Origin of the sequence: Flagellimonas abyssi (genome assembly GCF_019457905.1) — a bacterium.
Classification (GTDB): Bacteria; Bacteroidota; Bacteroidia; order Flavobacteriales; family Flavobacteriaceae; genus Flagellimonas; species Flagellimonas abyssi.
In genome coordinates, this window is record NZ_JAHZSV010000001.1 from 450,762 (window position 1) to 476,834 (window position 26,073).

Genomic DNA, 26,073 nt, shown 5'->3' on the forward strand with positions numbered 1-26,073 from the left:
ATGTTGAACAATGACTGGCCTTCCCAAGCACTATACCGACCATTGTCTGTTTCAGTTATACCTGAACAAAACACTGCATGCCGTACACCAAGGGAAAGTTCGGAACCTGCTTGTGAACCGTTATTTATCACTTACCCCCTCAATCTATCAAGAAGATGGGAAATCATTTTATATAATTAAAGACGTACCCGACTATCTTGATTTTCAAAAACATACTCCCCTTGACCATGGCTTTATCAAGGTACCACAATATGATGGACATTTAGTCAACCTACATTCCTACCAGAACCTCTCTGAGTATTTGAACGACCAACTCAGTAAACGCAATATCAAAAATCTTAGGAGTAAAAAAAGAAAACTGGAATCCTTGGGAGGCATCAGGTATAAGGTGTTGTCTGGTGATTTGGTGGAATCTGAATATGAAAAAATATTCGACTATTTTAAAAAACTACTGTCCAAAAGGTTTGATCAAAAGGGTATTCTGAACAGGGACCTTGCCTACTGGCGGCAATTGTATGGTTTTACACTGCCCAAGTTACGAAATGGCGACGCCAAATTGTTTGTTATATATAAGGATGAACTGCCTATATGCATTGCCTTGAACTACATTGTGGATCATGTAATGTTCAGTCATATTCAAACCTACGACATTGATTATTCACCATACAATTTGGGCGATATCCATATACAGTTCCAGTTGGAATGGTGTTTCTCCAATAATATTGACATCTATGACGTTTCCAAGGGTACCAACCCTTACAAGGAAAAATGGTGCAATCATCGCTATCGTTTGTTCCACGAAATCGTATATTCCAAAAAATCCGTGGTGGGCATCATAAGAGCCAAGTCTAAAAAAATAGAACTGAACATCTTGCAATGGTTCAGAAATATAGGGATTTTGGGAAATCTAATACAAATGGACAAATGGTTATATGCCATAAATAAATGGCGCAAATAGGTTATTTTAATAACAGGTGAGAGTCACTAATTATGGCGAGAATTCTTAACATACTATCCAATCACATCGATTTTCATGAACTTGTTCTTCTTGAAAAAAAGACGGACAAGTTGTATCGCTGGATAAGGAATTCATTTACCGGCAATTTGGCATATCAAAAAAAGCTTCCCCGAGAAAATCCTAACTACGGTGGACAAAGGCCCATGGTACTTACCAGTGTACCTAGTTATATTGATACGGAACTGGACCTTGGAACCGATATAATCATTAAAAAAGTCCGGACCTTCCCTGGCTCATTGATAAAACTATCGGCCTATAAAAGTTACGAGGAGTACTTAAAAAAGACCTTTGATCAAAAAGGACGGTCTCATTTTGCCAAATGTCAGAATCTCCTGAATGAGTGTTTTACCATCCGGCATCAAATCTATTATGGTTCCATGGAAAAGGAAAAATACCAAATAGTTTTTAATGCTTTTGAGCAAATGCAGGCTAGGCGTTTTAAACAAAAGGGCTTACAGTCCGGTACTGATCCTATGCTATCTGAATACCGAGAAAAAACCTTGGAACTTGTTCGTAGTAAAGAAGCTTGCATTTCGGTCATCTATAATGGGGATACGCCCATCGCCATAAGTCTGAACTATATACTTGGAAAAATTGTTCATGGATTCACCAAAACCTTTGATTCGGCCTATTCCAAATTTAGTCTAGGCAATATTGAACTTCTCAATGTCATAAAGTGGTGCTTTGATGAAGGGTTTGAAGTGTTCGATTTTATGAAAGGAGAATATAGTTACAAAAGTAGGTTTGCAGATACCTCCTACCCTTTTTTGATAGAAACTATCTACTACAAAAAAGAAGCTTTATCAAGGGTTTGGGGGCATTCCGTTTTCTTTGGATTGAAACTTTTCTATTTTGTCTATCACGCTACAAAATCCATTAGATCGATCAATACCGAAAAATCAAGGGACAGCTCCAAGAATAACATCAAGGTTCAGAAAACACTTTTGGACAGCACCACCGTAGGGAGTGATGAAAAGAGAGTGAATTTCAATGAAATACAAAGCCAATATATACAAAGAGCAATTTGTGATTATTGCTATCGAAGGCGGGAACAGATGGATTCCTTGAAGTTTTATAAAAAAAGGGACCGAATAAAAATGGTCTCCCAAAGAGAAGTTTTGATATTTCAGGTCAATGGCCCAATGGATACAAAAGAAAACAGACAATGAAGAACGTTTCCTTTTTAGCAGAGCTGCTCGAAAAAGACACTATTGCTGAGCATGTAAGGTCTATTTCCCTAAAAGATGATCCTAACAAGGTGTATCTAAATACAACTGATAAGCTGGAGCCTCGTAGAGAAAATGTGCTCTATACTGACGTGCCGGGATACTTGAACGTTACTTTTACACAAAACGGCCAGAAAAAATGGGGAAAATCAGTGGCTACTTTTGAGGGTTCCTATATTGATTTAAAAAAATATACCGACCTAGACCAGCTCTTGAAAAGTAAGTTGAGCTCTAAAAGAGTATCGAGGTTGAGGGCCTATAAAAGAACCTTGGAAAAGGTATTCCCAATAAACTATCAATATTATTATGGCGAAATACAGGATCGCACTTATGAAAACTTGATGAACACCTTGAAACAGATGGTCACCTCCCGTTTTGATGAAAAACAAATGAGCCATATGGCCCTCACGGAATGGGATCGATTCAAGGAACTGGGAAAAGGACTTATTCGAGAAAAAAAAGCATCCTTGATCGTTATTTATCATGGTGATGAGCCTATCCATATTTCCTTCAACTATATCTGGAAACAATTGGTTTTTGGATATGTCAGGGGCTTCAATATTGATTACTCCAAGTTTTACCTGGGGTATATCGATATCATGATCCAACTACAATGGTGTTTTGAGATGGGTTTCGAAATCTATGACCTTTTGCGTGAAAATATGGAGTACAAACTTCGTTTTGCGGATCATACCTATCTCTATGCCTGCCATATGGTGGTTGCCAAACAAGGACCTCTTTCTATAATAAGTCCTTTGATAACGTGGCTATCGCTCTCACTAAAATTTGACATCTATTATCCATTCATGTCAAGATTAAGAGCCATTTACCACCGAATCCCATTCTTGCCCAAAAGAAAGGAAAAAAGGATTCAGCCCTTCTACCATTTGGAAAAACTCGACAAGGAACAATGGGCAAAAATGGACAAGAAAAGGTTCTCGCAAACTGGAATCGACTCTTTGAACGAACCCTATGGAAAACGAGCCATATATCACTTTTTGTACCTTTCCAAGGACAAACTGGAGCATCTCAAAATCTACACCAGTTTGGACGATGAGCATTCAATTATTTTGGAATGCCCCAACAGTTTAGGAAAAGTCGTTTTCAAAAACAGAGTGGAAAAGCATGGGAAATAAACCATCCAATAAAATCATCTTTTTAAGATCACTATTGGCGGAAGAAAAGTTTCCGGATGCCATCGAACAGGTGTTGGACTCCAGAAATGGCCTTCCTCTCTATGAAAAAACTTCAGCCAAACCACTATTCATAGAAAATAAGTCCTTTGTCCTTCAAGATGTGCCCGGGTACGTAAATTTGATATTGGCTCAACATCAGAGAAAGCTTTCAACACACACCATTACCACTCAACGGACATATGTTATCGAACTTAACCGCTATTCCGACGGTAACCAATACATGGAGCAACATTTTGGTTCAAAAACCCGGTCCGCCCTTAGAAGATATAAAAAACGCTTGGAGGAATGTTTTGATATCCGTTATGAAGCATATCAGGGCAACATCGATAAAAAATGGTACAATGAAATCTTTGAACAACTAAGAACACTCATGACAAGAAGGTTCAAAGAAAAGAACGAAGAGAACTATGAACTGCCGCATCTTGACCAAATCAAGGCTGATCTGTACCCGATGCTATTGCAAAATAGGGCAACATTATTCGTTATATATGCAAATGGAGAACCGGTAAGCATCAGAATCAACATGATGAAGGATAAACTGGCCTTTTACATACTCAGTGCGTATGACCCGGATTATGATGTTTTTCGGTTGGGAAAGTTGGATATGTGGAAGAATATTTCTTGGTTCATAAATCAAGGTTATACCACATACGACCTGCTAAAAGGATATGCCTACATCAAAGAAAAATGGGCTGACAGAACGTATGCCAACAATCTGGTTTTTGTAAATGAAGCTTCAAATTTATGGAACCGGCTAAAGTTCTTCGTTACACTAACGAGTGTACGATTTAGACATACCATGGTAAAAAAATTAAAATATATAGGGCTGGACAAAATCATACTCCGAATAAAAAGGAGAAAGATAAATCATCTTGACAAAGCCAACTATGTGGTTTTACCTTTGAAAGAAACGGAAGCTATCAAAACAATCCATAAAAATGCCCAGATAAACCTAAAAGAAAACAAATCACTGATTGCACCGATTATTGAACTTGCATATAAGCACCGTTCCCGTTTCGACCAGATACAAGTATTCCTAAAAAACGGAAATTCCAAGGAATACTATATCCATATCAAGGGCCGTTACTATGTACTAACGTTATGTTGATTCCTTCCAAAACCACAGACCAATGAGAGCAAGGTTTCTTATTGATATACTTTTGGGGCCTTCCCATATCGAAACACCGGTTCTTACGGGCAAGGTCGATGAAAATGGCATATATCAGGTGTCATTGGCCGAAAACCAAGATAACGATGAAGCTTACACCATAATCGATGTTCCTGACCACCAATCCGTAAGGTTTTTGGAATCCCTAGAATCCCGGAATAGGTTTACTTCCCCCCTATACCAAGGCTATCTTATTGAATTGAGCGAACATGATAGTTTTGAAGATTATTTCAGGTCACATTTTAATGCAAAAGGGTCCAGAAATCTGAGGAGGCAAGGTAAAAAGCTTTTCAAGGAAATTCCTGCCCGTATGGTGACTTACTATGGAAAAATCGAAAGAGGAACGTTGGACATGCTGTTTGAAAGCTTGGGAGAGTTCCTTGAAAAACGGTTTGAGCAAAAGGAGGTATCCAATTATGAAATACCCTTGTTGCCCCTGTACAAAAAAATGTTCCGCAAATTGCTTCCAGAAAAAAAGGCCGTGATTTTTTCCTTGTTCGATGCGGATGATCCAATAGCTTTGGGCATCGGTTTTGTTTATGGAGACACCCTTTATCTTTTCAATATCGCTTATGATGTTGACTACTCCCAATATGGGCCGGGAAACCAAATTATGATGGAGGCTGTGGCTTGGTGCTTTGATAAAGGAATCACCCGTGTGGATATGGGCCGGGGCGACTTTTTACACAAAAGAAAATGGGTAAATACTTCGTACACTTATACACAAATAGACTTGTACGACCCTAAAAATGTTGGAAGAAGATTGCGGGCTTTACTTTCTTGGACCTTGAACACCTCTCGTTTTTATGGAATCCGATTCCTAAAAAAACTCCAAGTGCACCAATTGGCCAAAAGATGGTTTATCTGGAAATACAGGACCAAACAATTCCTGAGTAATAAAAACGACCATTCCACAAAAAATATATCGGAGTCCTGACCATGAGCAACGTAAAACACATAAATATCTTTCAATCCCTTTACGAACGGGGGAGTTTGCCCATGGAATTTGCCCATTCAAAAATAATGGACAATTCTTTGCTGTTTGATGCATATTCATGGGCAAAACAGGAAAAATATGCTTTTTCGTGTCGTTTAATTCCGTCCTATTTTATCATTGATCAAGCGAAATCTTCATACAATATCAAGACCGTTGACCAACATAATTGGGGGTACTCCATTGATCTCTCCAATTGCTCCTCCATTGATGACTACCTATCTTCCCAGTTCAAGTCGAAACCAAGGAGTATCATTCGACGTTATGTCAACAGACTGGAAGCTTGTTTTCCCATATCATACAAGCTGTATCATGGGGAACTTGAAAAGGAGATTTACAACGCTGTTTTTGATGCTCTACGAGATATGATCAAGAAACGGTTTCAAGAACGCGAAGAAACCCATAAAGAAATGTGGAGATGGGAGGCGCTAAAACAAAACACCTATCAACAAATCTTAAACAAACAGGCCTCATTATTTGTGATTTACGATGAATCCAAACCCATAGAGATATCTTTAAATTATCATTTGGGTCCGGTTCTTTTCAGTTCGGTATCGTCATACGACCTTGACTACGGAAAGTTCGGCCTTGGTCATGTAGAAATCTACAAACAGCTGGAGTGGTGCCTATCCAATGGATATAAATTATTTGAAATGGGTGTCGGCGGAATGGATTACAAAAGAAAATGGAGCAACCATATCTACCAGTTTTCTCATTGGATAATCACCCCAAAAGAGAATTTGTTCCTAGGGTTGGTCAGTAAGATTGAACTCTGGAAGGTTCGTCTAAAGGAATATCTAAAATCAAAAAAAATGAACGAACTCCGTGATAGGGTTATTGAACTCATCAATTTTGGTAAAACAAAGAAAATAGTTTTGGATGAAGTTGATTTTTCAACTGAAGCGGTCAATGGTCATACCAACCTTCAAATGCTAATGCTGTTAACTCCCAAGGAGGTGGAACAGATAGAAGGGCTTAGAAAAGCTATAAATGATTTTCTCTATACCAATACACTGGCCTATTCAAAAATAAAAGTATATAAGGACAATAGTAATTCTAGATGCTTTTTGATAGGGTATAATTACAAGGGAAAAGACCAATTCACCAAAATAACACACAAATAAAATTAAACAAACCACTATTGGTTAGGTTAATTAGGAACATAATAAATAAATTATGTCGTCTAATTTGAGCATTATATCATAAAAATATCCCTATTGATAATTTCTCTTTTTATTTTTAAACCCTATAGACAAATAAAAGAATTAGACTGGCTTAATTAAAAGCCTATCCATAAAAAAAGATGACAATATACTCCCCCAAATTGTCTTTTCCTGAACTTATTTATTATGATAAATCATTTTATACTTATTGATATGGTACGGACCAAATCATGGAGCTTTACCCGATTGGTAAATAACATTGTGAAACAGGGATAAGGCTTATGGACAAAAATGATCTACAAGTAGTTCTTTTGACCAAAAAAGAACTGCTGAAATATCTTGAATCACCACACGAACAACGTAAATATCCACTGCCCTTTTCCCAGAACAAGGCACAATGGTTGTTGGATAAACCGGAGCTTGATGAGAACGACTGTTTGGCCGTAATGGCCGTGTCAGGAGGAAAACTACTTAGTTTTGCCCACTTGGTACCGGATTTTCTGTCTTCTCCCGACCAAGATACCGGAACTAAGATATACTGGATAGTGCAATGGTGGGCGGCACCTTCTGCCAAAAGTACTGTTATCTCCACCTATGTTTTTAGTGAAGCCCTACGGTTGAGCAACAACATGGTATTGACCAAGGCCTATGAAGAAAACGCCGATACCTTTTATAAAAAACAACCTTTTTCTGTCATCGGAACCATGGACCGGCACACCATTTTTATAGGGGTGGCCAAGGACATGGTAAACCAAAAGCTACGTTTGCCCAAATGGTTAAGCCCCATAACGCGCTGGGTCGAATCCATTTCAATGAAATACTATAATGCCATCAATAGTTCCCGGATCTATACTTTGACAAAGGATTTAGACCTCAGGTATATGAACCAATTGGATGTAGAGGCTTGGAATTTTATCGAGCCTTACCTCCAAAGTGATTTGGTTGCAAAAAATTTGGCACAAATCAATTGGCAATTAGACCCTAGACAGTATGTATCAAAACCATGGAACCATGGTAAAATGGATGATTCAAAAATCAGGGGATTTGCCGAGAGAATAGGTATTGTCAATTTTCTAGTGTACCGCGATGGGAAGGCAATCGGTTTTGCTTCCTTCCACTACATACACAGTACGGCCTATATGAAATATTGTATTGCCAACGATGCCGATATGCCAGGAGTATGTGCCTGTTTATATAAGAACCTATACGAATTGAACATTTCCTATATGTTCACGGACAATCAAACTTTGGCAGAACATTTCACCAAGACGTTGTCCGTTTTTTATCATTATCGTCAAACCAAAAAATCCATGGCACATAATGCCTTGCACAAAGAACTGCAGGTATCGCAATTGGCCGAACAGGATGGACACTTTATATAACCCTGCAACATGAAATTTCTCGAGACCCTTCAAAATTCCATTAAGGTACACAGTGACCTAAATGCTTTTTTTATCAACGGAAATCATTACACCTATCAGGAATTGGGCACAGCCGTAAATGCGATCAGGGTGGCCATACAAAAAGAAATTCCAATATCCGAAAAGTATGTGGGCCTTATCACCAATGATGACCTGGAGACCTATGCAGCGATCATTGCGCTTTGGTTCGAGGGGAAGGCCTATGTTGCTATCAATCCTATTTATCCTAGATCAAGAAACGAAGAGATACTTGCACAGACCAATTCAGTGTTTGTAATGGACTCTTCACCATCACCTTATTTTGGAAAGGGATTTAAAGTGATAGCTACCCATAGTTTGGATATGGTCAATAACATTCACCACTCTCCTCCTAAGAAAGTGGAACAAAATGATATTGCCTACGTCATCTTTACATCGGGAAGTACGGGCATACCTAAAGGGGCTCCGGTCAGTTTCAAGAACCTGAACGGTTTCGCAAATGCGATTGACAATAACCTCTCCTTCTCGCTGTCCGAGACAGACCGTTGCCTGCAAATGTTCGAATTGACCTTTGACATGTCCGTGGTATCCTACCTTGCCCCTTTGTTAAAAGGAGCTTGTGTATATACGGTGCCAAAGGATAGCATCAAGTACTTTCAGATCATAAAATTGTTATCGGAGCACCAACTTACCCTCTTGATCATGGTCCCCTCCATTATTCATTTCCTAAGACCCTATTTCAAAGAAATTCGAAGTGAGAGTGTAAGATATTCCTGTTTTGCAGGGGGTAAACTCTATGGTGATATAGGCAAGGAGTGGAACGCCTGTATTCCAAATGCCCAGATTATTAACTATTATGGCCCTACCGAGACCACCATATATTGTGGGGGCTATCTGTTTGACAAAGAAGGAAACAACAAAGAGGAAAACGGAGTAGTGTCCATAGGCAAACCTTTTGACAATACCACCTATTTGGTCATTGATGAAAACAATAATGAAGTAGAGTATGGACAAACGGGAGAATTATGTATCGCGGGAGAGCAATTATTCCCTGGATATATACAAAACGAAGAAAGGAACAAGCTCGTTTTTTTTGAAAAACAGCATAATGATAAAACACTATTATTCTACAAATCAGGGGATATGTGCTATCGCGACCAAGATGGGGACTACATGTACGTGGGACGGGCCGACTTTCAGGTTAAAATAAGGGGGTTCCGTGTGGAACTGGGAGAAATTGAATACCACGTAAAGAAAAAATTACCGGGCTTGGATATCACGGTAATCGATTTGGATGATGGAAACGGGAATACCGAACTCGGGCTGGCCGTTTGTTCAAGAGAACTGGATCTGAAACCTACGCTTTCCTATTTGAAAGACAACTTGCCACCATATATGATCCCAACAAGGTTCCTATTTATAGACAAATTGCCCCATAGTGTCAACGATAAAATTGATATGAAGAAACTTAGAACACTTTTTAAATAAAATAGAACATAAAATGACGAACGACGAAAAGATACTGGCTGAACTAAAAGAAATATTCATAGAGACCCTTGGTCATGATAATTTTGAGCTCGATGGCAACACCACGGCCAATGATGTGGACGGTTGGGATTCCGTGACACATATGATGCTCATCAATGAGGTCGAGAAGAAATATGACATGAAGTTCTCTTTAATGGACCTGATGAGCCTAGAAAAAGTAGCAGATCTGGTGAAGGCTATAGAACAAAGGCAATCCTAAATCCCCAACTAGTTGGCAACACCGACACTTTTTAGGTCTTGGACAAGTAGTTCCGCAATCAAGGTGCGCCCATAATTATTCCAATGCCGATCGTATACCAAAGTGGTATTTCGATTGGCATTGTTGAGCTTTTCTCCAAAATCGATATAATCAAAACCATTGGTGTCCAAATAGTCTAAAAACAGTTTTGGCGTAGTGGACACATCCATCAGCAGAACGGTTTTGTCCTTATCATATCCGTACAGGGCCACTAAATTCTTAAAGTTTTCAAGGAACGTTTGATCTTTTGATTCCGTCTTCTGCTGTGTTACCGATTTTGGCCTATTTCCACCTTGCGCCAATACTCTGGCATCATTGATCATATTCTTCATAGGCGTCAGTGCCCCTATTTCCGAGAGGTACACCAAAAACTTACTTTTTTTCAGGATTTTGTTCAAAGGCGACTCCAAGCTCAACCTTTCGTTCTGTACATAGTACTCTCTCCTATTGAGATCGTTGGAGAATTTCATTTTGATATAGATACGGTCAATAAGCTCAAAGTCCTCCCGATAAGCATGGATCAAATGCATCTGGTCTGCCATATCATAACCGGCATAACCATATTCAAACACTTTTATTGTTTCCCCTAGTTCCAGTTCCATTTTTCTTCCTATGGAAGATTTATAGGGTTGATGAAATCCTTCGATAAAGGAATCCCCCACCAAGGCAACCTCATAGCCCTCTTTGGTGGGTTCAAACTCTTGATAGGAATTAAAGCCTGAACTGTTTATATTATATCTTACAAAGTTTTGGTTTCTATTACCGGTAACAGAATATCCTTCTTGGTTGGGCTTCCATTTTTCCACTTTGTTTTCGTCCACAAAACGGGACGGCTTATCCTCTCCCAAATAAAATATCCTGACTAAGACCTCCAAGGAAATCAGAATGAGAAAAGCGTAAACTCCTAATTTGATGACTAACTTTTTCATGGTTAAAACTGAAAATATATGAACGATCTATCAAAACCACTGTCATAGAACAGTAGCATGGTAAAAATCACCAAAGTATACGCAAAAAAACGAACAGCCTTGGACTTGAACTGGAACGGATTCCGTTCATCCCTTCGAATCCGATATTCATAAAGCACAAATACGGCCAAAAGGATAAAGTAATCCAACATACGATACCCATTGGGATGCTCATAGGGAGCATAACTAAAATCACTGAATATCCTCCCAATAAAATTAAAGGAATCTGTCAAGGATTCGGATCTAAAGAAGATACGGGAAAAGGTGACGATTCCAAAAGTAAGTACCAATTGGCCCAATTCTGTCAAAGAAGGAAAAAGGGAGTTCTCCCCTACTACATTATCCTTGTAAATGGTATTCCTTCCCATCAAAAAAACCGGGATATAAGCCAAGGCATGAAAACCTCCCCAAAATATAAAGGTCCAATTGGCCCCGTGCCAAAATCCGCTCACCAAAAATATGATACAGATATTTCGTATTGCCCTTCCCTGACTAACGCGCGACCCTCCCAACGGGATATAAACATAGTGCCTAAACCAAGTGGATAACGATATGTGCCACCTTTGCCAATACTCGGCTACATTTCTTGAAAAGTTAGGGAACTTGAAATTGGACATCAATTCCACGCCGAACAATTTGGCCGTACCAATGGCTATATCGGAATATCCGCTAAAATCCCCGTAAACCTGAAAACTGAACAGCGTTACACCCAGAATCAATGTGGATGCAGGATAGGTTTCATGGTTCAAGAAAATATCATCCACAATCGGTGCTATACCATCCGCTATCACCAACTTTTTAAAAAGTCCCCAAAGAATGAGTTTGAGCCCACTTACTATTTGATCGTAGTTAAACGTTCTTTTATTCGTAATTTGATGTAATAAATTGGAAGCCCGCTCGATGGGACCGGCCACCAACTGCGGAAAGAACGCTACAAAGGTTGCGAAGGACAGAAAATCGTGGCAAGGCTTTATTCTTTTGTAATAAATATCCATGGAGTAGGACATCGTTTGGAAGGTATAGAAGGAAATCCCAACTGGCAATATAATCTTGAGTGTCCAAGTACTTTTGATGGAATATCCCATAACCTCAAATAGATCTATAAAGGAATCCACAAAAAAATTATAGTACTTAAAAAAACCGAGCAAGGATATATTGAATATGACACTTACCCATAACCACAATTTCTGCTTTGGCCTATCGCCCTCGTTCCTGTGGATCATAATGCCCACAAAATAATCTACGACCGTACTGGCAATTATAAGAAACAAAAACCTCCAGTCCCAGAGCCCATAAAAGAAATAACTCCCAACAAGAACAAGTACGTTTTGAAGTCTTGATCCCTTACCAAGAACGAACCAGTACAAAAGGAACATTATCGGCAGAAAAATAAAATACTCAAGGGAGTTGAACAACATAATATCTTCTTTCCTTTATTATGATGGCTCTTTAAAATTCAATGATCAAAAACTCGGACCTCCGGTTTTTTGAATGCTTTTCCTCGGTACAATAAACCCCATCAGTACACTCGTTGACCAATTGTGTTTCCCCATAGGCTTCATATACAATCCTGTCCTTTGAGATTCCTTTGGACACCACATAATCAACTGTTCTTTGCGCCCTACGCTCGGATAACCATTGATTATATTTTTCCGTACCCCTGGAGTCCGTATGGGCGGTAACTTTAATATTTAAATTAGGTTCTTCTTCCATAATATTGACCAATTTGTCCAATAGCTCCTTATCATCTGTAGTCAAATATGATGAATTGAATTTGAAATATACGTTCCCCAATTGGTGCAATCTTGTCTGTAACGCATTTCTCTCGGCCTCTTTTGCTTCCTTCTTCGCTTTTTCGGCAGCTGCCAGTTCGGCCGCTTCTTTTTCTTTTTGCAATTGCTCTGCAAGCAAACGAGCTTTTTCATCAGCTCTTGCAATGGAATCTTGTACTCGCTTTTGCTCCTTTTCCATTTCTTGTAAAAGCGCCAGTTTTTCTTGACCTTTTCGGGAAAGCCCTTTCTCTACTTTGAACCTGTAAGCAACAGCAATGGCATGTTGGATATGATTGGTGACGTTCTCCGTGTCCATAGCCCATTTTCCTGTTGTATTAAAATCCAATCCCCAATGATCCGAAAACCAAGTTTTAAAACCGAGCACGCCATTATAGGTTCCCCTGCCCTGATTATTCGCGTCGGTATATCCTGCACCGATACCAATATAGGGATCAAAAAAACCGGTATGTCCCAATATTTTGTTCAGGTCATAGCTTACCCTAAAGTCAAAGCCCCAATAATCTATATCATCCGTTAAGGTGAGTTCGTCAACAACTTTACCTTCTTTGTATCGGTTATGAGATCCAATAGCCTCCAACCCAACACCATTCTTGAAATAACGCCCTATACTAACCCTCGATGGATAAGGAGCAATATTCCAACCAGAGCGAACATCAAAAAGTTCACGGAATTCGTCTCCGGAGTCATCAACGGCATTGGTTCCAAGCGAAACCATCCAATAACTCTGAACAATACTGTCCTTTTTTGTGAGTTCCATATCTTGAGCAACTCCAAGAGTAAAACAAGCCAATGCCATCACTATAATGGTAGGACGTAGAATGTGCATTCTTAATGATTTGAGGTTTATGCTTTCAAAGCTATGCCAAGCGTTCCAATCTGGGAACTTTGCCCTTTCAAGTGCGTTATTTATCGATAAGAAGTAGGAATAATTTTGAAAAGACTATTCCTCAATCTTTTGGAAAACCACGGTTTTATCGACCAATGGCATTTTGTAGAGATAAAATGGGAAGTATATGGGTTGTATAGACATTTCTTCTTCGGAAACGTTATGCACCTCTATAGCTATCAACATTTCTTGGTCCGTTTCCTTTAATTTGGATAAAACCGTTGTTTTTTCCCCGTGTTGCTCACCTAAACAAACCAAAATCAACATTTCCTTGGAAAAGTCGACCATCGGCACCGACAATCGAGGTTTACGTGTTTTGTTGATTTGCTTATAAAATTTGCCCAATGTTTTCGTATCCCTGATTACACGGGTTCCAAAAGAATCAATATTGGTAAAGTTTTGATGCTCGATCAATGTCAAACCATCAATATGCTCGCCAACGGTGGAGCTTTCAGGCTTTTGAGCCTTGCAGGAAAGTAAGCAAATCGACGCTATGAGAAAAAAGTATTTGATATTAAAATGTGTTTTTAAAACGTGATTTAAATGCCTTTTCATAAAGGTCTTCATATAAGGGAAGAATGTGTACAATGTCGAATTTAGAAGCTACATTGAAAGCGTTTTCCTTGAACCTTTCGAGGGTTTCATCGTCCTTCAAAATCTCAATGGCCTTTGTTGCCATGGTCTCTACATCGCCAACATCCGCCAGATAACCAGATACACCATCGATGTTAACTTCTGGTATACCTCCCGTATTGCTGGAAACTATCGCTACCTTATTGATCATGGCCTCCAATGCCGCCAAACCAAAACTTTCAGTTTCCGAGGGCAACAGAAACAAATCGGAAAAGCAAAGAATACGGTCAATCTCATTGCTGTTACCTAAAAACAGGACCTTATCCTTAATCCCCAATGAATCACACAAATCTTCTGCTTTTTCCTTTTCCGGGCCTTCACCCACCATGATAAGTTTAGCTGGCATTTCCTTTTGGATGCGATGGAATATTTTGATGACGTCCGGAATACGCTTTACCTTTCTAAAATTACTTATGTGTGTTATGATGCGTTCATTTTCCTTCGCCATCATACTACGTTGGCAATCTGTGTAGGTCTTTTTGTACTTTGTTGTTTCTATAAAATTAGGAATCACCTCGATTTCCTTCTCTAAATCAAAAAGTTTTAAAGTCTCACTTTTAAGGGCTTCGGAAACAGAGGTCACCACATCGGATTTGTTTATACTGAACGTTACCGCTGGTTTGTAAAAAGGGTGCTTGCCCACCAAGGTAATGTCCGTTCCATGAAGCGTTGTGATCATAGGGATAAAAATCCCATATTCCTGAAGCATTTTTTTTGCCATATATCCAGCATAGGCATGTGGAATGGCATAGTGCACGTGCAACAGTTCAATATCATATAGTTTGATGGTGTCCACCAACTTACTTGACAGGGCCAGCTCATAGGGTTGGTAATGGAACAACGGATATTCCGGCACATGCACCTCATGAAAATGGATATTGTTTCCCAAAAGTTCCAATCGAACAGGCTGACGGTACGTGATAAAGTGTACTTCGTGCCCCCGTTCTGCAAGGGCAATACCCAATTCCGTGGCAACAACGCCACTACCGCCAAAGGTCGGGTAACACACAATCGCTATTTTCATAAGAACAAATCTACGGCAATATTTTATACCTAATTAATAATGGAATCATAAATGGCCTGTTGTATACGGGTCCTCAGCCCGGATTTTATGAGCAAGGTGTTTGTTGCCGAGGGATAGGTCCTATTGGACAAAAACACATAAACAATTTTCTCATCAGGGTCTGCCCATGTATAGGTTCCAGTAAACCCACTGTGTCCAAAACTCTTTTGGGAGACACATCCACAAGTTGGCCCACTTTCATTCAACTGTGGCTTATCAAAACCGACACCTCTCCGTACGTTCTTATTACAGAAATAGCAGGTATTGAAACGCTTTACCGTTCGTGCATTAAAAAACTGTTCCCCACCATAATAACCTCCCTGTAAATACATCTGCATAATCTTGGCTACCTCATTGGCTGTACTAAAAAGACCTGCATGGCCACCTACTCCGCCCTGCATGGCCGCACCCATATCATGTACATAACCCTGCACGGTTTGATACCTGTAATAGTCGTCCTCTTCCGATGGAACTATCTCTTCTTTGGAAAATTTTTTGAGCGGATTAAACGTTGTTCGCTGCAGTCCCATGGGGATATACAGAAATTCATTGACCAGTTCATCTATGGGCCTACTATATGTTTTTTCGATATATTCCTTAAAAACGTAGTAACCTACATCGCTATACCTGTACCGATTCGATTTTAGGCTTTGCCGACCAATTCTGTTGTAAATGGAATCTTTGTATGACCTTGTGAGGTATAAATGCTCAGCTACTTTATAAGGAAATGCTTCGGATGGATTAGGGCTATAAAACTCTGATGATGGTTTCCTGTCCTTGTCCAACGTATCCAAATAAAAAGCAATCCAGGAAGGTAGGCGCCCATAATGCGACAGAGCCTTGAGCACTGAAACATCTTTGAGCTCGGTATCTGCATACGCTGGAATTAGGTCTTTAAAAGTATCGTTCAAAGCTATTTTTCCTTCCTCTTCCATTTTCATGATCATTGGCAAAGTAGAAAGTATCTTTGTCAGTGAAGCTAGGTCGTAAATGGATTCTTCAGATATTTTTTCTTCAGAATCATACGTAGGGTGACCAAAATTCTTGTTGTAAATAACCTTTCCTTTTCTGGCAATCAATACCTGCGCACCCGGAAACATTAAGGAATCCAATCCCTGCTGTACCAATGTGTCCACCTCGGCCAATAATTCCGAACTCATACCGACCCTTTCCGGAATACTGTAGCCCAAACGTTGAATGGGTTCCACAGCAACTCCTGTTCCTACGGGGAACTCATCATGGGCCGAGACTGGAAGTTTTCCCGTAGCTCCTATAGCACCAAATATCACTTCTGCCACCTTTTCTTGAGCTATCTTACTGTTCTGATACCCTACCACTACGCCATCCATGGTATCAAAGTTGAGAACGTCCAACAAAGCATAGGGTCTTGCAAAAAGGGCCAAGATAGTATTACTGGTTCGCAAGCGGGAGATTTCCTCCATCCAAAAAAGTTCGTTCTTGGAAAATTTATATCCTTTCCAAGGACTTGAATTGTCTTTATGAAAACCGATAATGACCAAGTTGTAATTGGCGAGCTCTTTTTTATATTGTGCAATATCCTTGGCTTTGATGTGGGTTACCTTATAGTATTTGTTAAGTGATTCATGGAAAGTGCTCCCGGAATCATCGCCAAAATGTACGTATGCAATTTTCTTGTTGTCCAATTTTTTGATGGGCATCAAGGAAAAATTGTTTTTCGCTACCGTTATGGCCGCTTCAATGGCCTGTTCATAGATTACATCGTTCTCAACTCCATTCAAATCTTCATACAAATTCTCCAACTTTACGGGTTGATAATTGTACAGACCAGCTTTGTATTTGGCCATTAATATCTTTTTGACGGATTCTGCCAACCGTTCCTCCGTAATCAATCCCTCACCATATGCCTGGATGAAAGTTTCTTTTGCCTTAAGGACATTCTCGGGCATCAATAGCAAATCGTTACCTGCCAAAAAAGCTTCCAGTTCCACTTTGCCCTCTGGAGCAAATTCGGATACCGCCTTCATATTCAAAGCATCGGTGATAACCAAACCTTCAAAACCCAATTGGTTTTTCAATACTCCGGTAACAATACTCTTGGAAAGCGTGGATGGGTGGCCCTCCCTGCTCTCCAAGCTGGGAACATCCAAATGTGCGACCATGGTAGAGCTTAGTCCGGCCTCCATTGTTTTTTTGAAGGGATAAAGTTCTATGGAATCCAACCGTTCCACGGAAGAGGTGATGATAGGTAAGGATTTATGGGAATCCGTGGCGGTATCTCCATGGCCTGGAAAGTGCTTGCCACTTGAAAGCACGCCAGCCTTTTCCATTCCACGAACAAAAGCACGTCCTTTTTGGGCCACATTTTTAGGATCTTCCCCAAACGAGCGATTTCCGATAATAGGGTTCTGCGGGTTGTTGTTCACATCCAAGTCCGGCGCAAAATTAATGTGGACGCCCAAACGCTTGGCATGTTTTCCAATTTGATAACCTATCTTTTCTACGATGGTACTATCCCGAATGGCTCCCAAGGTCATGTTCCACGGAAATGCATAAGTAGAGTCCAAACGCATGGCCAGTCCCCACTCTGCATCGGAACCGATGAGCAACGGTACTTTGGAAACGGATTGGTATTCGTTGGTCAATTTAGCTTGTTGTTCCGGTCCGCCAACCAAAAAGATGACGCCTCCTATACCTTGTTCCTCAACAATGTTCTTGACCTTATCGGTCGCAGCTTTGCTTTGGTTCGATGCAACGCTTACCATGAACAACTGTCCTACTTTTTCCTGTAGGGACATGTTCGCGTATTGATTTTCGACCCATGCCATTTGAGCCACCGAGTCTTTGACAATCAAGGGATTTGACTGTCCAAAGGTTTGAATGCATACGAGTAGGAAAAAGGGGAATTGGAGTATTTTCCGCATAAATATCTTGTCTTGAACCACAACTTAATGCCAATAAAAATATTGCATTTCGTCGAGGAAAGTATGGAAATTAAGATAAATTAAGGGTTTTGCTATACAAATCTGGAGTGCCAACTTTCGCTAGCGGGAACCTCCCAGTTTTCCAAGTATTCCTGTTTGGTAGCGACCAAGTTGTTGAATACGATGGTACTTGGGGAAACTGATTTGGCCTTGGCCAGTTTCTTAAAATCAATCAATGGCTTATAGGTTATAAACTCCCCTTGTTTAAAAGAAACGTTCATTCTATCCAGTAGTTCCACATTATATTTTTGCTCCAAACTTTGGATAAAGTGCACAGAGGCGTCAATGGAACATCCCGAAGCACTGACATTGGTCTGGTCCAATCCAATGACGATAAACCGTTTGTATTTTATCTCAAAACCTGCATGCAGGTCACTTCCATGGGCCGTCCATTCCTTTAAAAAAGCGGTCAGGCTTTCCTCCAGTTCTTTCTGTTCTTCCTCCGTAAAGCTCCTGTTGGCTTGGTAAATCCAAACTCTGGAGTGGTCCGGCAATTCTTTAAAATCTGCTAGCATATATTTTTTCAATAAGGTCTCGACAATGCTCGACTTGAATTATAAACTTCTTTTACAATCCCTGGGAATTCGCCAACACTTCGGCCACATCCAAGACTGTAACACTATCCTCTTTTTCGTATGCCTTGATACCATCTGTCATCATGGTATTGCAATATGGGCATCCTGTGGCTATAATATTAGGATTGGTCTCCAAAGCGCCTTTTGTACGCAGCACGTTGACGTCCATATCTCCCTTTTCGGGCTCTTTGAACATTTGTGCACCACCAGCCCCACAGCACAGTGCCGCTTTTTTATGGCGCTTCATTTCTACCAATTCTGCATTGGTTTTGGCAAGAAGTTCCCTTGGAGCATCAAAAACGGAATTGGCCCTGCCCAAATAACATGGGTCATGAAACGTGATACGTTTTCCTTTGTATCCGTCACCGGTAATGGTCAAACGACCGTTGTCGATAAGTTCTTTAAGGTATTGTGTATGGTGCAGTACATCATAGTTCCCTCCCAAACTTGGATACTCGTTTTTTAACGTATTGAAAGAATGTGGGTCACAGGTTACAATTCGCTTAATTTCATAGCCATTCAACAACTCGATATTCATCATGGCCTGCATCTGAAACAAAAACTCGTTCCCTGCCCGTTTGGCCACATCGCCCGTTGAACTTTCTTCTGTTCCCAAGACCGCAAAATCAACATTGGCCTTGTTCAGCAACTTTACAAAAGCTCTTGATATCTTCTTGGCACGATCATCAAAACTACCGGCAGAACCGACCCAGAACAATATCTCTGGCTGTTTTCCTTCTGCCATAAACTCCTGCATGGTCTTGACCTTCAATTGTTCGCTCATAGTTTTAGATTTATTCGTTTACCCAGTTTAGACGGTCCATTTGGTTGTACGGCCAAGGGGCCCCGTTGTTTTCGATATTGGACATCATATTGTTCAACTCGGTAGGCGCCGCAGACTGTTCCATCACCAAATACCTACGCATTTCCACGATAATGGACAATGGATCTATGCTCACGGGACAAGCCTGCACGCACGCATTACACGTTGTACATGCCCATAGTTCCTCCGGGGTAATATAATCGTTCAATAATTGTTTGCCATCGGAAACAAACTCTCCTTTATTGGCATCCATGATTTTACCCACCTCCTCCAACCGGTCACGGGTATCCATCATTATTTTTCGGGGTGATAGTTTTTTACCTGTTTGATTGGCCGGACATTCTGATGTACATCGCCCACACTCGGTACAGGTATACGCATTGAGCAATTGCACCCAGTTTAGGTCCATGACATCGGATGCCCCAAATTTTTCCGGCTCGCCGGTATCTTGTTCGGCCGGAGCAGCATAAGGGTCTGCATCAGGGTCCATCATCAATTTGACCTCCTTGGTGACCGATTCCAGATTATTGAACTGCCCTTGTGGCTTCACTTTACCATAATAAGTGTTAGGAAATGCCAAAAGGATATGTAAATGTTTGGAGTAATACAGGTAGTTCAAAAAGGCCAAAATGCCTAAAATATGTAACCACCATGCTGTTCTTTCAACCAAGATCAAGGAAGATTCGGAAAGCCCATCCAAAATTGGAACAATAAATTGACTTACTGGAAATGCTCCTGCTTCGTGATAATGCTCGGCACCCAGTTGCTGCAACTGAAAATCGGCTGCGTTCATGGTGAGAAACAAAATCATCAGTACAAACTCAATGTACAGAATCATATTTCCATCTGTTTTGGGCCACCCTTTCATCTCAGGTTTTATAAAACGCTGTATCCTGATGATGTTCCTTCGTATCCAAAAAACCACCACGGCCACAATGACCAGAAGCGCCAATACCTCAAAAGAGCCTATCAAAAAGTCATAAATAGAACCTAGGGGAGAAAATAACCTGTGGGTTCCAAAAAGCCCATCGAGGATAATTTCCAGTACTTCGATATTGATGATGATAAAGCCCACATAAACGATCACATGCATAATGCCCGCTATTGGACGTACCACCATTTTTGTTTGGCCCAAGGCTATTCTTGCCATGTTCTTCCAACGTTTTGATTTGTTGTCGCTTACATCAACATCTTTACCTAGTTTGATGTTACGGGACAACTTTTTTACGTTCCGGGCAAAAAAACCAATACCCAAAATAAGGGCCACGGCAAATATGATATTGGGCAAATACTCCATTTATTGATTTTCTTTTTGTTGTATGGAATCAAGCTGCTCGGCCGGATCGTCCTCCGGCAGGGTATATTCTTTTTGCTTTTTGCCAAACACCGAAACATTTACGTAGCGTTTGGGGTTAAGCCTAAAATCCTGTAGCAAAAGGTCCAACTCCTTGGATGCCTCGGCCAGATTGTCGTAAAGGGCATCGTCTTGGTGCAGTTTGCCCAGAGACCCTTCGCCTCTTTCTATTTTGGCCAAGATGGCGTTCAACTTGTTGACGGTAGTTTTGAACTCGGTCAATGTTCCTCCCAAATCAGAATTTACAAGCGAATCGGAAAGTTTTGAAAAATTGGAGGTAATATGACTTACATTTTTTAGAGAGCTGTCCAATTGCATTTTGTTGTTATCCAACAGAACGTTCAAATTATCGGCACTTGTCTTAAAAGATTTTACCAACTGGTTCAATGAAGTGATGGTTTCCTGCAGCTGCTTTTTGGTCGGGTCGTCCAATATTTGGTTTACGTTCATCAACAATGAATCTGCATTGGAGACCGCTCCCTCCACCTTCATCTGCAAGGGCGTCAATTTCTGCTGTACTAATTCGGTAAGCCCTGGTTTTATTTTGGATTGTAGCGTATCTCCCGATTTTGCCGGTGGCGCATTATCCAATACTGGTACAATTTGCACTCCCTTACCACCAATAATACCCGTATCAAACAATTCTGCGATACTATTACTGGAGAACTCAAATTCGTTGGTAACGGTCAAGGTCACCAATAATTTCCCGGACCCATCCCTGAACCTGATATCGGTAACATTACCGACATCAAAACCGTTGATCGTCACCTTTGTTCCTGGTTGCAAACCTCCTACATCATCATAAACGGCGTAAAAAGTTTTACTTTTTTCAAAAAGAGCGGAGGATTTTAAGTAGCTAAGTCCAAAGATCAAGGCCACTATTCCAGCGACTACAATGATCCCAGTTTTTATTTCCCTGGATAGTTTCAAAAGATTCGGTTTATGTTTTAAACAAAATTAGGAATAATTTTCACAAGAGGGCATTTGAAGCATTGCTACTTCAACGCGTCCGTTATCGGAACCCTTACCCCATTTTTGTATGCAACTATATAGGATGTGGTATAACCCTTTGCATCCGCATCATTTTTCAACCGCTTAGCCGCCTCATAATTGCTGGCATTACCATACATATATCTAAACATGTTCTTATATGGCTCTTTGGACAATTGATCCAGCCCGTTAAAATTATCCGGTCTTAAAGGTATCGTTTTTCCACTTGCCATTAGCTGTACTTTAAAAACTACATCTGTATCCTTGGATTCAACAACAATTTCTTTTTCCGATTCGGATGAAGCGGCAGTATTGATTTCTTGTTTTACCAGTTCCTTTTCAACTGTTGTTTCTTTGATTATTTCTTTAGGCGTTTCTTCTTTGACATTGTCAACAACTTCAACGTCTTCAATCTTTTGTGCCTCAGGAACGGAAATTGAAGTAGTAAGGCCCATTTCTTCTTTATATGCCAAAACCGCTTTAGCAATGGCATTTCCCATTTCTTCCTGACCGCTTTTTGAATTAAGATAGCTTCCTTCACTCTTATTGGTCAAAAATCCGGCCTCGACCAAGACACTTGGCATAAAGGTCTGGTGCAGTACAATGAATCCCGCTTGCTTGACTTTTCGATCCTTACGCTTTAACTGTTTTGTAAAATTGTCCTGAAGTTTTTTGCCCAATTGTATGCTCTGGTCCAAAAACTCTTCCTGCATAATGGTAAGACCAATTACCGATTCAGGGGAATTAATGTCGTACTCGGCATACCGTTGTTCATAATTATCCTCCAAATAGATTACAGAGTTCTCTTTCTTGGCCACCTCAAAGTTTTGACGGTTGGCATGCAACCCCAATACATAGGTCTCGGTACCATAAGCATCAGAACTATGGGCATTGCAATGTACGGATACAAATAAATCCGCATTGGCCTTGTTGGCAATCTCCCCTCGCTCGAACAGATCCACAAATGTGTCATCATCACGTGTGTAGACCACCTTAATATCTTGATGCTTTTCCAGCTGTTTTCCTACATTGAGTACAATGGCCAGGGCAATTTTTTTCTCCAAATAACCATTTCCAATGTTTCCGGGGTCATGTCCACCATGCCCTGCATCCAAAACAACAACAAATTTATCCTTCGATTGAACCTCGGTATCATTTTTGTTGAATGAGGTCAAAGGAAGGGCCAGAAGTATAACAACTAAAAATGCCAACCGACTTTTATTCATAAGATTTGAGTAATTATAGTGTCCAGTAATGGTTAAAAATATTGTAATCCCCAATTAGTAGAACAAAAAATATATGTAAGTTTGATCCCTGAACTGGGCCAACTAGCACAAAAATAGGATTTATCACGTTGCAACCAAATAAACATCTTTTACTTTTCCTATTTGTTCTTCTTTGTGGCATCGCTACCTTAAGTGCTCAGGAAGATCCAATTAAACCCTTGCCCATCAAGGCCATCAAGGACACGATTTATGCTCCTTTGCTTCCTCCGAACATCCTTAGCGGTTCCAGCAAAACTGATTCTGTTGAAACAGATACCGTGCCAAAAAAGCAACCTTTGCTATTAGATAAAATAAAATATAAGGCTAAGGATTATGTAAAGTTAAGTCAAAAGGACAATAAAATTTACCTGTACGACGAAGCGGAAATCTATTACCAGGACACCGAACTCAAAGCTGGTGTAATTGTAATGGATTATGTCAAAAATGAGGTATATGCCGGCCGTATGAAGGATTCGTTGGGGAATTACTCCCAATTGCCTTTTTTTAAGCAGGGAAGCCAAGAGGTACGGCCCGATTCGATACGGTTCAATTTTGATACGCAAAAAGCATTGATCTGGAATTCGAGGACGGAACAAGAAGCAGGTCTTGGACAATTGGGAAGTGATGCAATGAAAGTATATGCAGAAAAGACCAAAAAAGAGAACGATTCCGTCTATTTTTTGAACGAGGGTAAATTGACCACCTCCAATGACACTGTTAACCCGGACTATTACATTAGGGTGCGAAAGGCAAAGTTTGTCCCCAAAAAGAAAATTATCGCAGGGTACAGTAACATGTACATTATGGATGTGCCCACGCCCATAGCGCTTCCCTTTGCCTATTTCCCTTTAACCACTGGAAGGGTGGCCGGTATCCTTTTCCCTACCTTCGGTAACGACCCAAGAAGAGGGTATTTTATACAAAATGGCGGGTATTACCTGCCCATTAGCGACTACGTCGACCTTAGTATTACGGGTGATTATTATACCAATGGCAGTTATGGGTTACAGGGTAGGTCCATTTACTCCAAAAGATATAAGTTCAATGGAAACGTAAATATAAGCTACGAGAACCTGGTCACCAGCCAAAGAGGATTTGATGATTACAGTCGAACGAGCAATTATAATATTCGGATTTCCCACTCTCAAGACCCAAAGGCCAGTCCAAATTCCCGATTTTCGGCTTCCGTTAACTTAGGTTCCAGTCAATATTATTCGAACTCCCTGAACCAATTTAACCGGAACAATTCACAAACGAACACCTTTGCATCCTCCATAAGTTACTCCAAAACATTTCCAGAATACCCGTCCGTAAATACCAGCCTTACGTTGAGCCACACACAAAACAACCGTTCGGAAGAAAGGACGATAAACATGTCATTGCCGACCTTTCAGGCCAGTATGGAACGTATCTACCCTTTTGTGAAACGGGATGCGGTGAAAAAGGGCGTTTTTGAGAACATCAATTTTCAGTATGATGTGAATGCACAGAACAGCATCACCACTACGGAGGAAAACTTTTTTAAAAGTGGAATGTTCGATGATGCCCGTATCGGGGCCCGCCATAGGATCCCTGTTGCTACCAACTTTAAGCTGGCAAAGTACCTTAGTGTAAGCTTGAACGGTAACTACGAGGACGTATGGACCATGGAAACTATAAGGCGCCGTTATGATGCCGAAATAGAAGAGGTAGTGACAGACACCATTTCCGGATTCGATAGGTTCAACAGGTACAGTTTCGGAACAAGTATCGGAACAACGGTCTATGGTACATGGAACCGCGGAGAAGATAAAAAAATACAGGCTTTGCGCCACGTAATGCGTCCCTCCATAAGCTATAGCTACACCCCATCCTTTGAGCAATTCTACGATAGTTATATTGATGAAGATGGAGATGAAGTGGAATACACCCCCTACGAAACTAGTTTATATGGGAGGCCTTCATTGAACAAAGGGAGTTCCTTGAGTTTTTCCCTTCAAAACTCCTTAGAGGCCAAGGTAAGGGACAAAGATTCCACGGCTACGGAACCGAAAAAGGTCAAAATCCTTAGCAACCTGAGTTTCAATGCCAGTTATAACCTTGAAGCAGATTCATTAAAGCTCAGTCCAATAAATATGAGCGGTGCAACGGAAATCATAAAAAATGTGCCCATCAACTTTGCAGCAACTTTTGACCCCTACGCCATCGACAACAGCGGTAGGCGGATAAATACCCTTAACATCAACAATGGAGGCGGCATCGCCCGTTTAACCTCGGCCCGAGTCAACACCAGTTTTTCCTTGAACAGCGAAATGTTCCAAAAAGGAGGAGCTAAAGAAAAGACCGACGAGGAGAAACAGTCCAACTTTAGTGACAACCCTTTTGCCATGGATGATGTTCGAGGGGAACAGTCGCGTTTTAACAGAGGAAAGACTAATGAGAAGGACAGTAATAAGGGCGAAGAGCAACAATTGTACAACAACAAATTGCCATGGGATGCAAGGTTCACCTACGTTGCCTCTTACAACAATAGTAACAGACAAAGTGAGATAACCAACCACTCCCTGATGTTTTCGGGCAACATTCAGCTAACGCCCAAATGGGAAGTAGGGTTCAACTCCGGTTATGATTTAAAGAACAAAGGCTTTGCCGATACCCGCTTTGCATTTAAACGCGACCTTGGTAGTTTTAGGCTCAGTTTTGACTGGACTCCCTTTGGAAGGTACGAGCGCTGGTACTTCTTTATTGGGATAAAGAGTTCCATTTTGAGCGATATTAAATGGGAAAATAGAAGCCAGCGTTAGTAGATTCTATTTTATCTTTATCCTAG

At 40.6% G+C, this 26,073-nt stretch carries 21 protein-coding genes; 10 read left to right on the top strand and 11 right to left on the bottom strand.

Annotation, left to right across the window (positions count from 1 at the left end; all coding sequences use genetic code 11):
- The first annotated feature begins 10 nt into the window (after positions 1–10).
- The 9 genes from K1F36_RS02085 (at position 11) to K1F36_RS02125 (ending at position 9,912) form a co-directional block, all read left to right on the top strand.
- A complete protein-coding gene (locus tag K1F36_RS02085) occupies positions 11–958 on the top strand; it encodes a GNAT family N-acetyltransferase (RefSeq protein ID WP_220112307.1) in 948 nt (315 codons plus the stop codon).
- 32 nt (positions 959–990) lie between these two features.
- Positions 991–2,187, top strand: a complete 1,197-nt coding sequence (locus tag K1F36_RS02090) for a GNAT family N-acetyltransferase (RefSeq protein WP_220112308.1) — start codon at positions 991–993, stop codon at positions 2,185–2,187.
- Positions 2,184–3,380, top strand: coding sequence for a GNAT family N-acetyltransferase (locus K1F36_RS02095; protein WP_220112309.1), 1,197 nt, complete (start codon positions 2,184–2,186; stop codon positions 3,378–3,380). The genes K1F36_RS02090 and K1F36_RS02095 overlap by 4 nt, the downstream gene beginning before the upstream one ends.
- A complete protein-coding gene (locus tag K1F36_RS02100) occupies positions 3,370–4,548 on the top strand; it encodes a GNAT family N-acetyltransferase (protein WP_220112310.1) in 1,179 nt (392 codons plus the stop codon). Before K1F36_RS02095 ends, K1F36_RS02100 begins: the two co-directional genes overlap by 11 nt.
- A gap of 22 nt (positions 4,549–4,570) precedes the next feature.
- Positions 4,571–5,545 carry a GNAT family N-acetyltransferase gene (locus K1F36_RS02105; protein ID WP_220112311.1) on the top strand — a complete coding sequence of 325 codons (975 nt, stop codon included), beginning with the start codon at positions 4,571–4,573 and terminating at the stop codon, positions 5,543–5,545.
- 2 nt (positions 5,546–5,547) lie between these two features.
- Positions 5,548–6,726, top strand: coding sequence for a GNAT family N-acetyltransferase (locus K1F36_RS02110; protein WP_220112312.1), 1,179 nt, complete (start codon positions 5,548–5,550; stop codon positions 6,724–6,726).
- Between the two features lie 320 nt (positions 6,727–7,046).
- Entirely contained in the window at positions 7,047–8,147 is a 1,101-nt protein-coding gene (locus K1F36_RS02115; RefSeq protein WP_220112313.1) for a hypothetical protein, read from the top strand.
- 9 nt (positions 8,148–8,156) lie between these two features.
- Entirely contained in the window at positions 8,157–9,653 is a 1,497-nt protein-coding gene (locus K1F36_RS02120; protein ID WP_220112314.1) for an AMP-binding protein, read from the top strand.
- 13 nt (positions 9,654–9,666) lie between these two features.
- Positions 9,667–9,912 (top strand): acyl carrier protein, encoded by a 246-nt coding sequence (locus tag K1F36_RS02125; protein WP_220112315.1) that lies wholly within the window; start codon positions 9,667–9,669, stop codon positions 9,910–9,912.
- An 8-nt stretch (positions 9,913–9,920) separates the two neighbouring features.
- On the opposite strand, the gene K1F36_RS02130 is transcribed toward K1F36_RS02125, so the two are convergent.
- The 11 genes from K1F36_RS02130 to K1F36_RS02180 all read right to left on the bottom strand — a co-directional run bounded on the left by K1F36_RS02130 (position 9,921) and on the right by K1F36_RS02180 (position 23,225).
- Positions 9,921–10,880, bottom strand: coding sequence for a hypothetical protein (locus tag K1F36_RS02130; protein ID WP_220112316.1), 960 nt, complete (start codon positions 10,878–10,880; stop codon positions 9,921–9,923).
- 2 nt (positions 10,881–10,882) lie between these two features.
- Entirely contained in the window at positions 10,883–12,337 is a 1,455-nt protein-coding gene (locus tag K1F36_RS02135; protein WP_220112317.1) for an MBOAT family O-acyltransferase, read from the bottom strand.
- A gap of 31 nt (positions 12,338–12,368) precedes the next feature.
- Complete coding sequence (locus K1F36_RS02140; protein WP_258538901.1) at positions 12,369–13,538, bottom strand: OmpA family protein; 1,170 nt, start codon at positions 13,536–13,538, stop codon at positions 12,369–12,371.
- Positions 13,539–13,652: 114 nt separating this feature from the next.
- Positions 13,653–14,153, bottom strand: a complete 501-nt coding sequence (locus K1F36_RS02145) for a hypothetical protein (protein WP_220112318.1) — start codon at positions 14,151–14,153, stop codon at positions 13,653–13,655.
- Positions 14,113–15,255 (bottom strand): N-acetyl-alpha-D-glucosaminyl L-malate synthase BshA, encoded by a 1,143-nt coding sequence (bshA, locus tag K1F36_RS02150; protein WP_207031922.1) that lies wholly within the window; start codon positions 15,253–15,255, stop codon positions 14,113–14,115. The genes K1F36_RS02145 and bshA overlap by 41 nt, the downstream gene beginning before the upstream one ends.
- A 29-nt stretch (positions 15,256–15,284) precedes the next feature.
- Positions 15,285–18,197 carry a glycoside hydrolase family 3 N-terminal domain-containing protein gene (locus tag K1F36_RS02155; protein WP_220112319.1) on the bottom strand — a complete coding sequence of 971 codons (2,913 nt, stop codon included), beginning with the start codon at positions 18,195–18,197 and terminating at the stop codon, positions 15,285–15,287.
- 92 nt (positions 18,198–18,289) lie between these two features.
- Positions 18,290–18,772 (bottom strand): ABC transporter ATPase, encoded by a 483-nt coding sequence (locus tag K1F36_RS02160; protein ID WP_220112320.1) that lies wholly within the window; start codon positions 18,770–18,772, stop codon positions 18,290–18,292.
- A 52-nt stretch (positions 18,773–18,824) separates the two neighbouring features.
- Entirely contained in the window at positions 18,825–19,616 is a 792-nt protein-coding gene (locus tag K1F36_RS02165) for a (Fe-S)-binding protein (RefSeq protein WP_220112321.1), read from the bottom strand.
- Between the two features lie 10 nt (positions 19,617–19,626).
- A complete protein-coding gene (locus K1F36_RS02170; protein ID WP_220112322.1) occupies positions 19,627–20,952 on the bottom strand; it encodes a 4Fe-4S dicluster domain-containing protein in 1,326 nt (441 codons plus the stop codon).
- Entirely contained in the window at positions 20,953–21,939 is a 987-nt protein-coding gene (locus tag K1F36_RS02175; RefSeq protein WP_220112323.1) for an MlaD family protein, read from the bottom strand.
- 65 nt (positions 21,940–22,004) lie between these two features.
- Positions 22,005–23,225 carry an N-acetylmuramoyl-L-alanine amidase family protein gene (locus K1F36_RS02180; RefSeq protein WP_220112324.1) on the bottom strand — a complete coding sequence of 407 codons (1,221 nt, stop codon included), beginning with the start codon at positions 23,223–23,225 and terminating at the stop codon, positions 22,005–22,007.
- A gap of 128 nt (positions 23,226–23,353) precedes the next feature.
- On the opposite strand from K1F36_RS02180, the gene K1F36_RS02185 reads away from it, so the two are divergent.
- Positions 23,354–26,047, top strand: coding sequence for a putative LPS assembly protein LptD (locus tag K1F36_RS02185; RefSeq protein WP_220112325.1), 2,694 nt, complete (start codon positions 23,354–23,356; stop codon positions 26,045–26,047).
- The last annotated feature ends 26 nt before the right edge of the window (positions 26,048–26,073 follow it).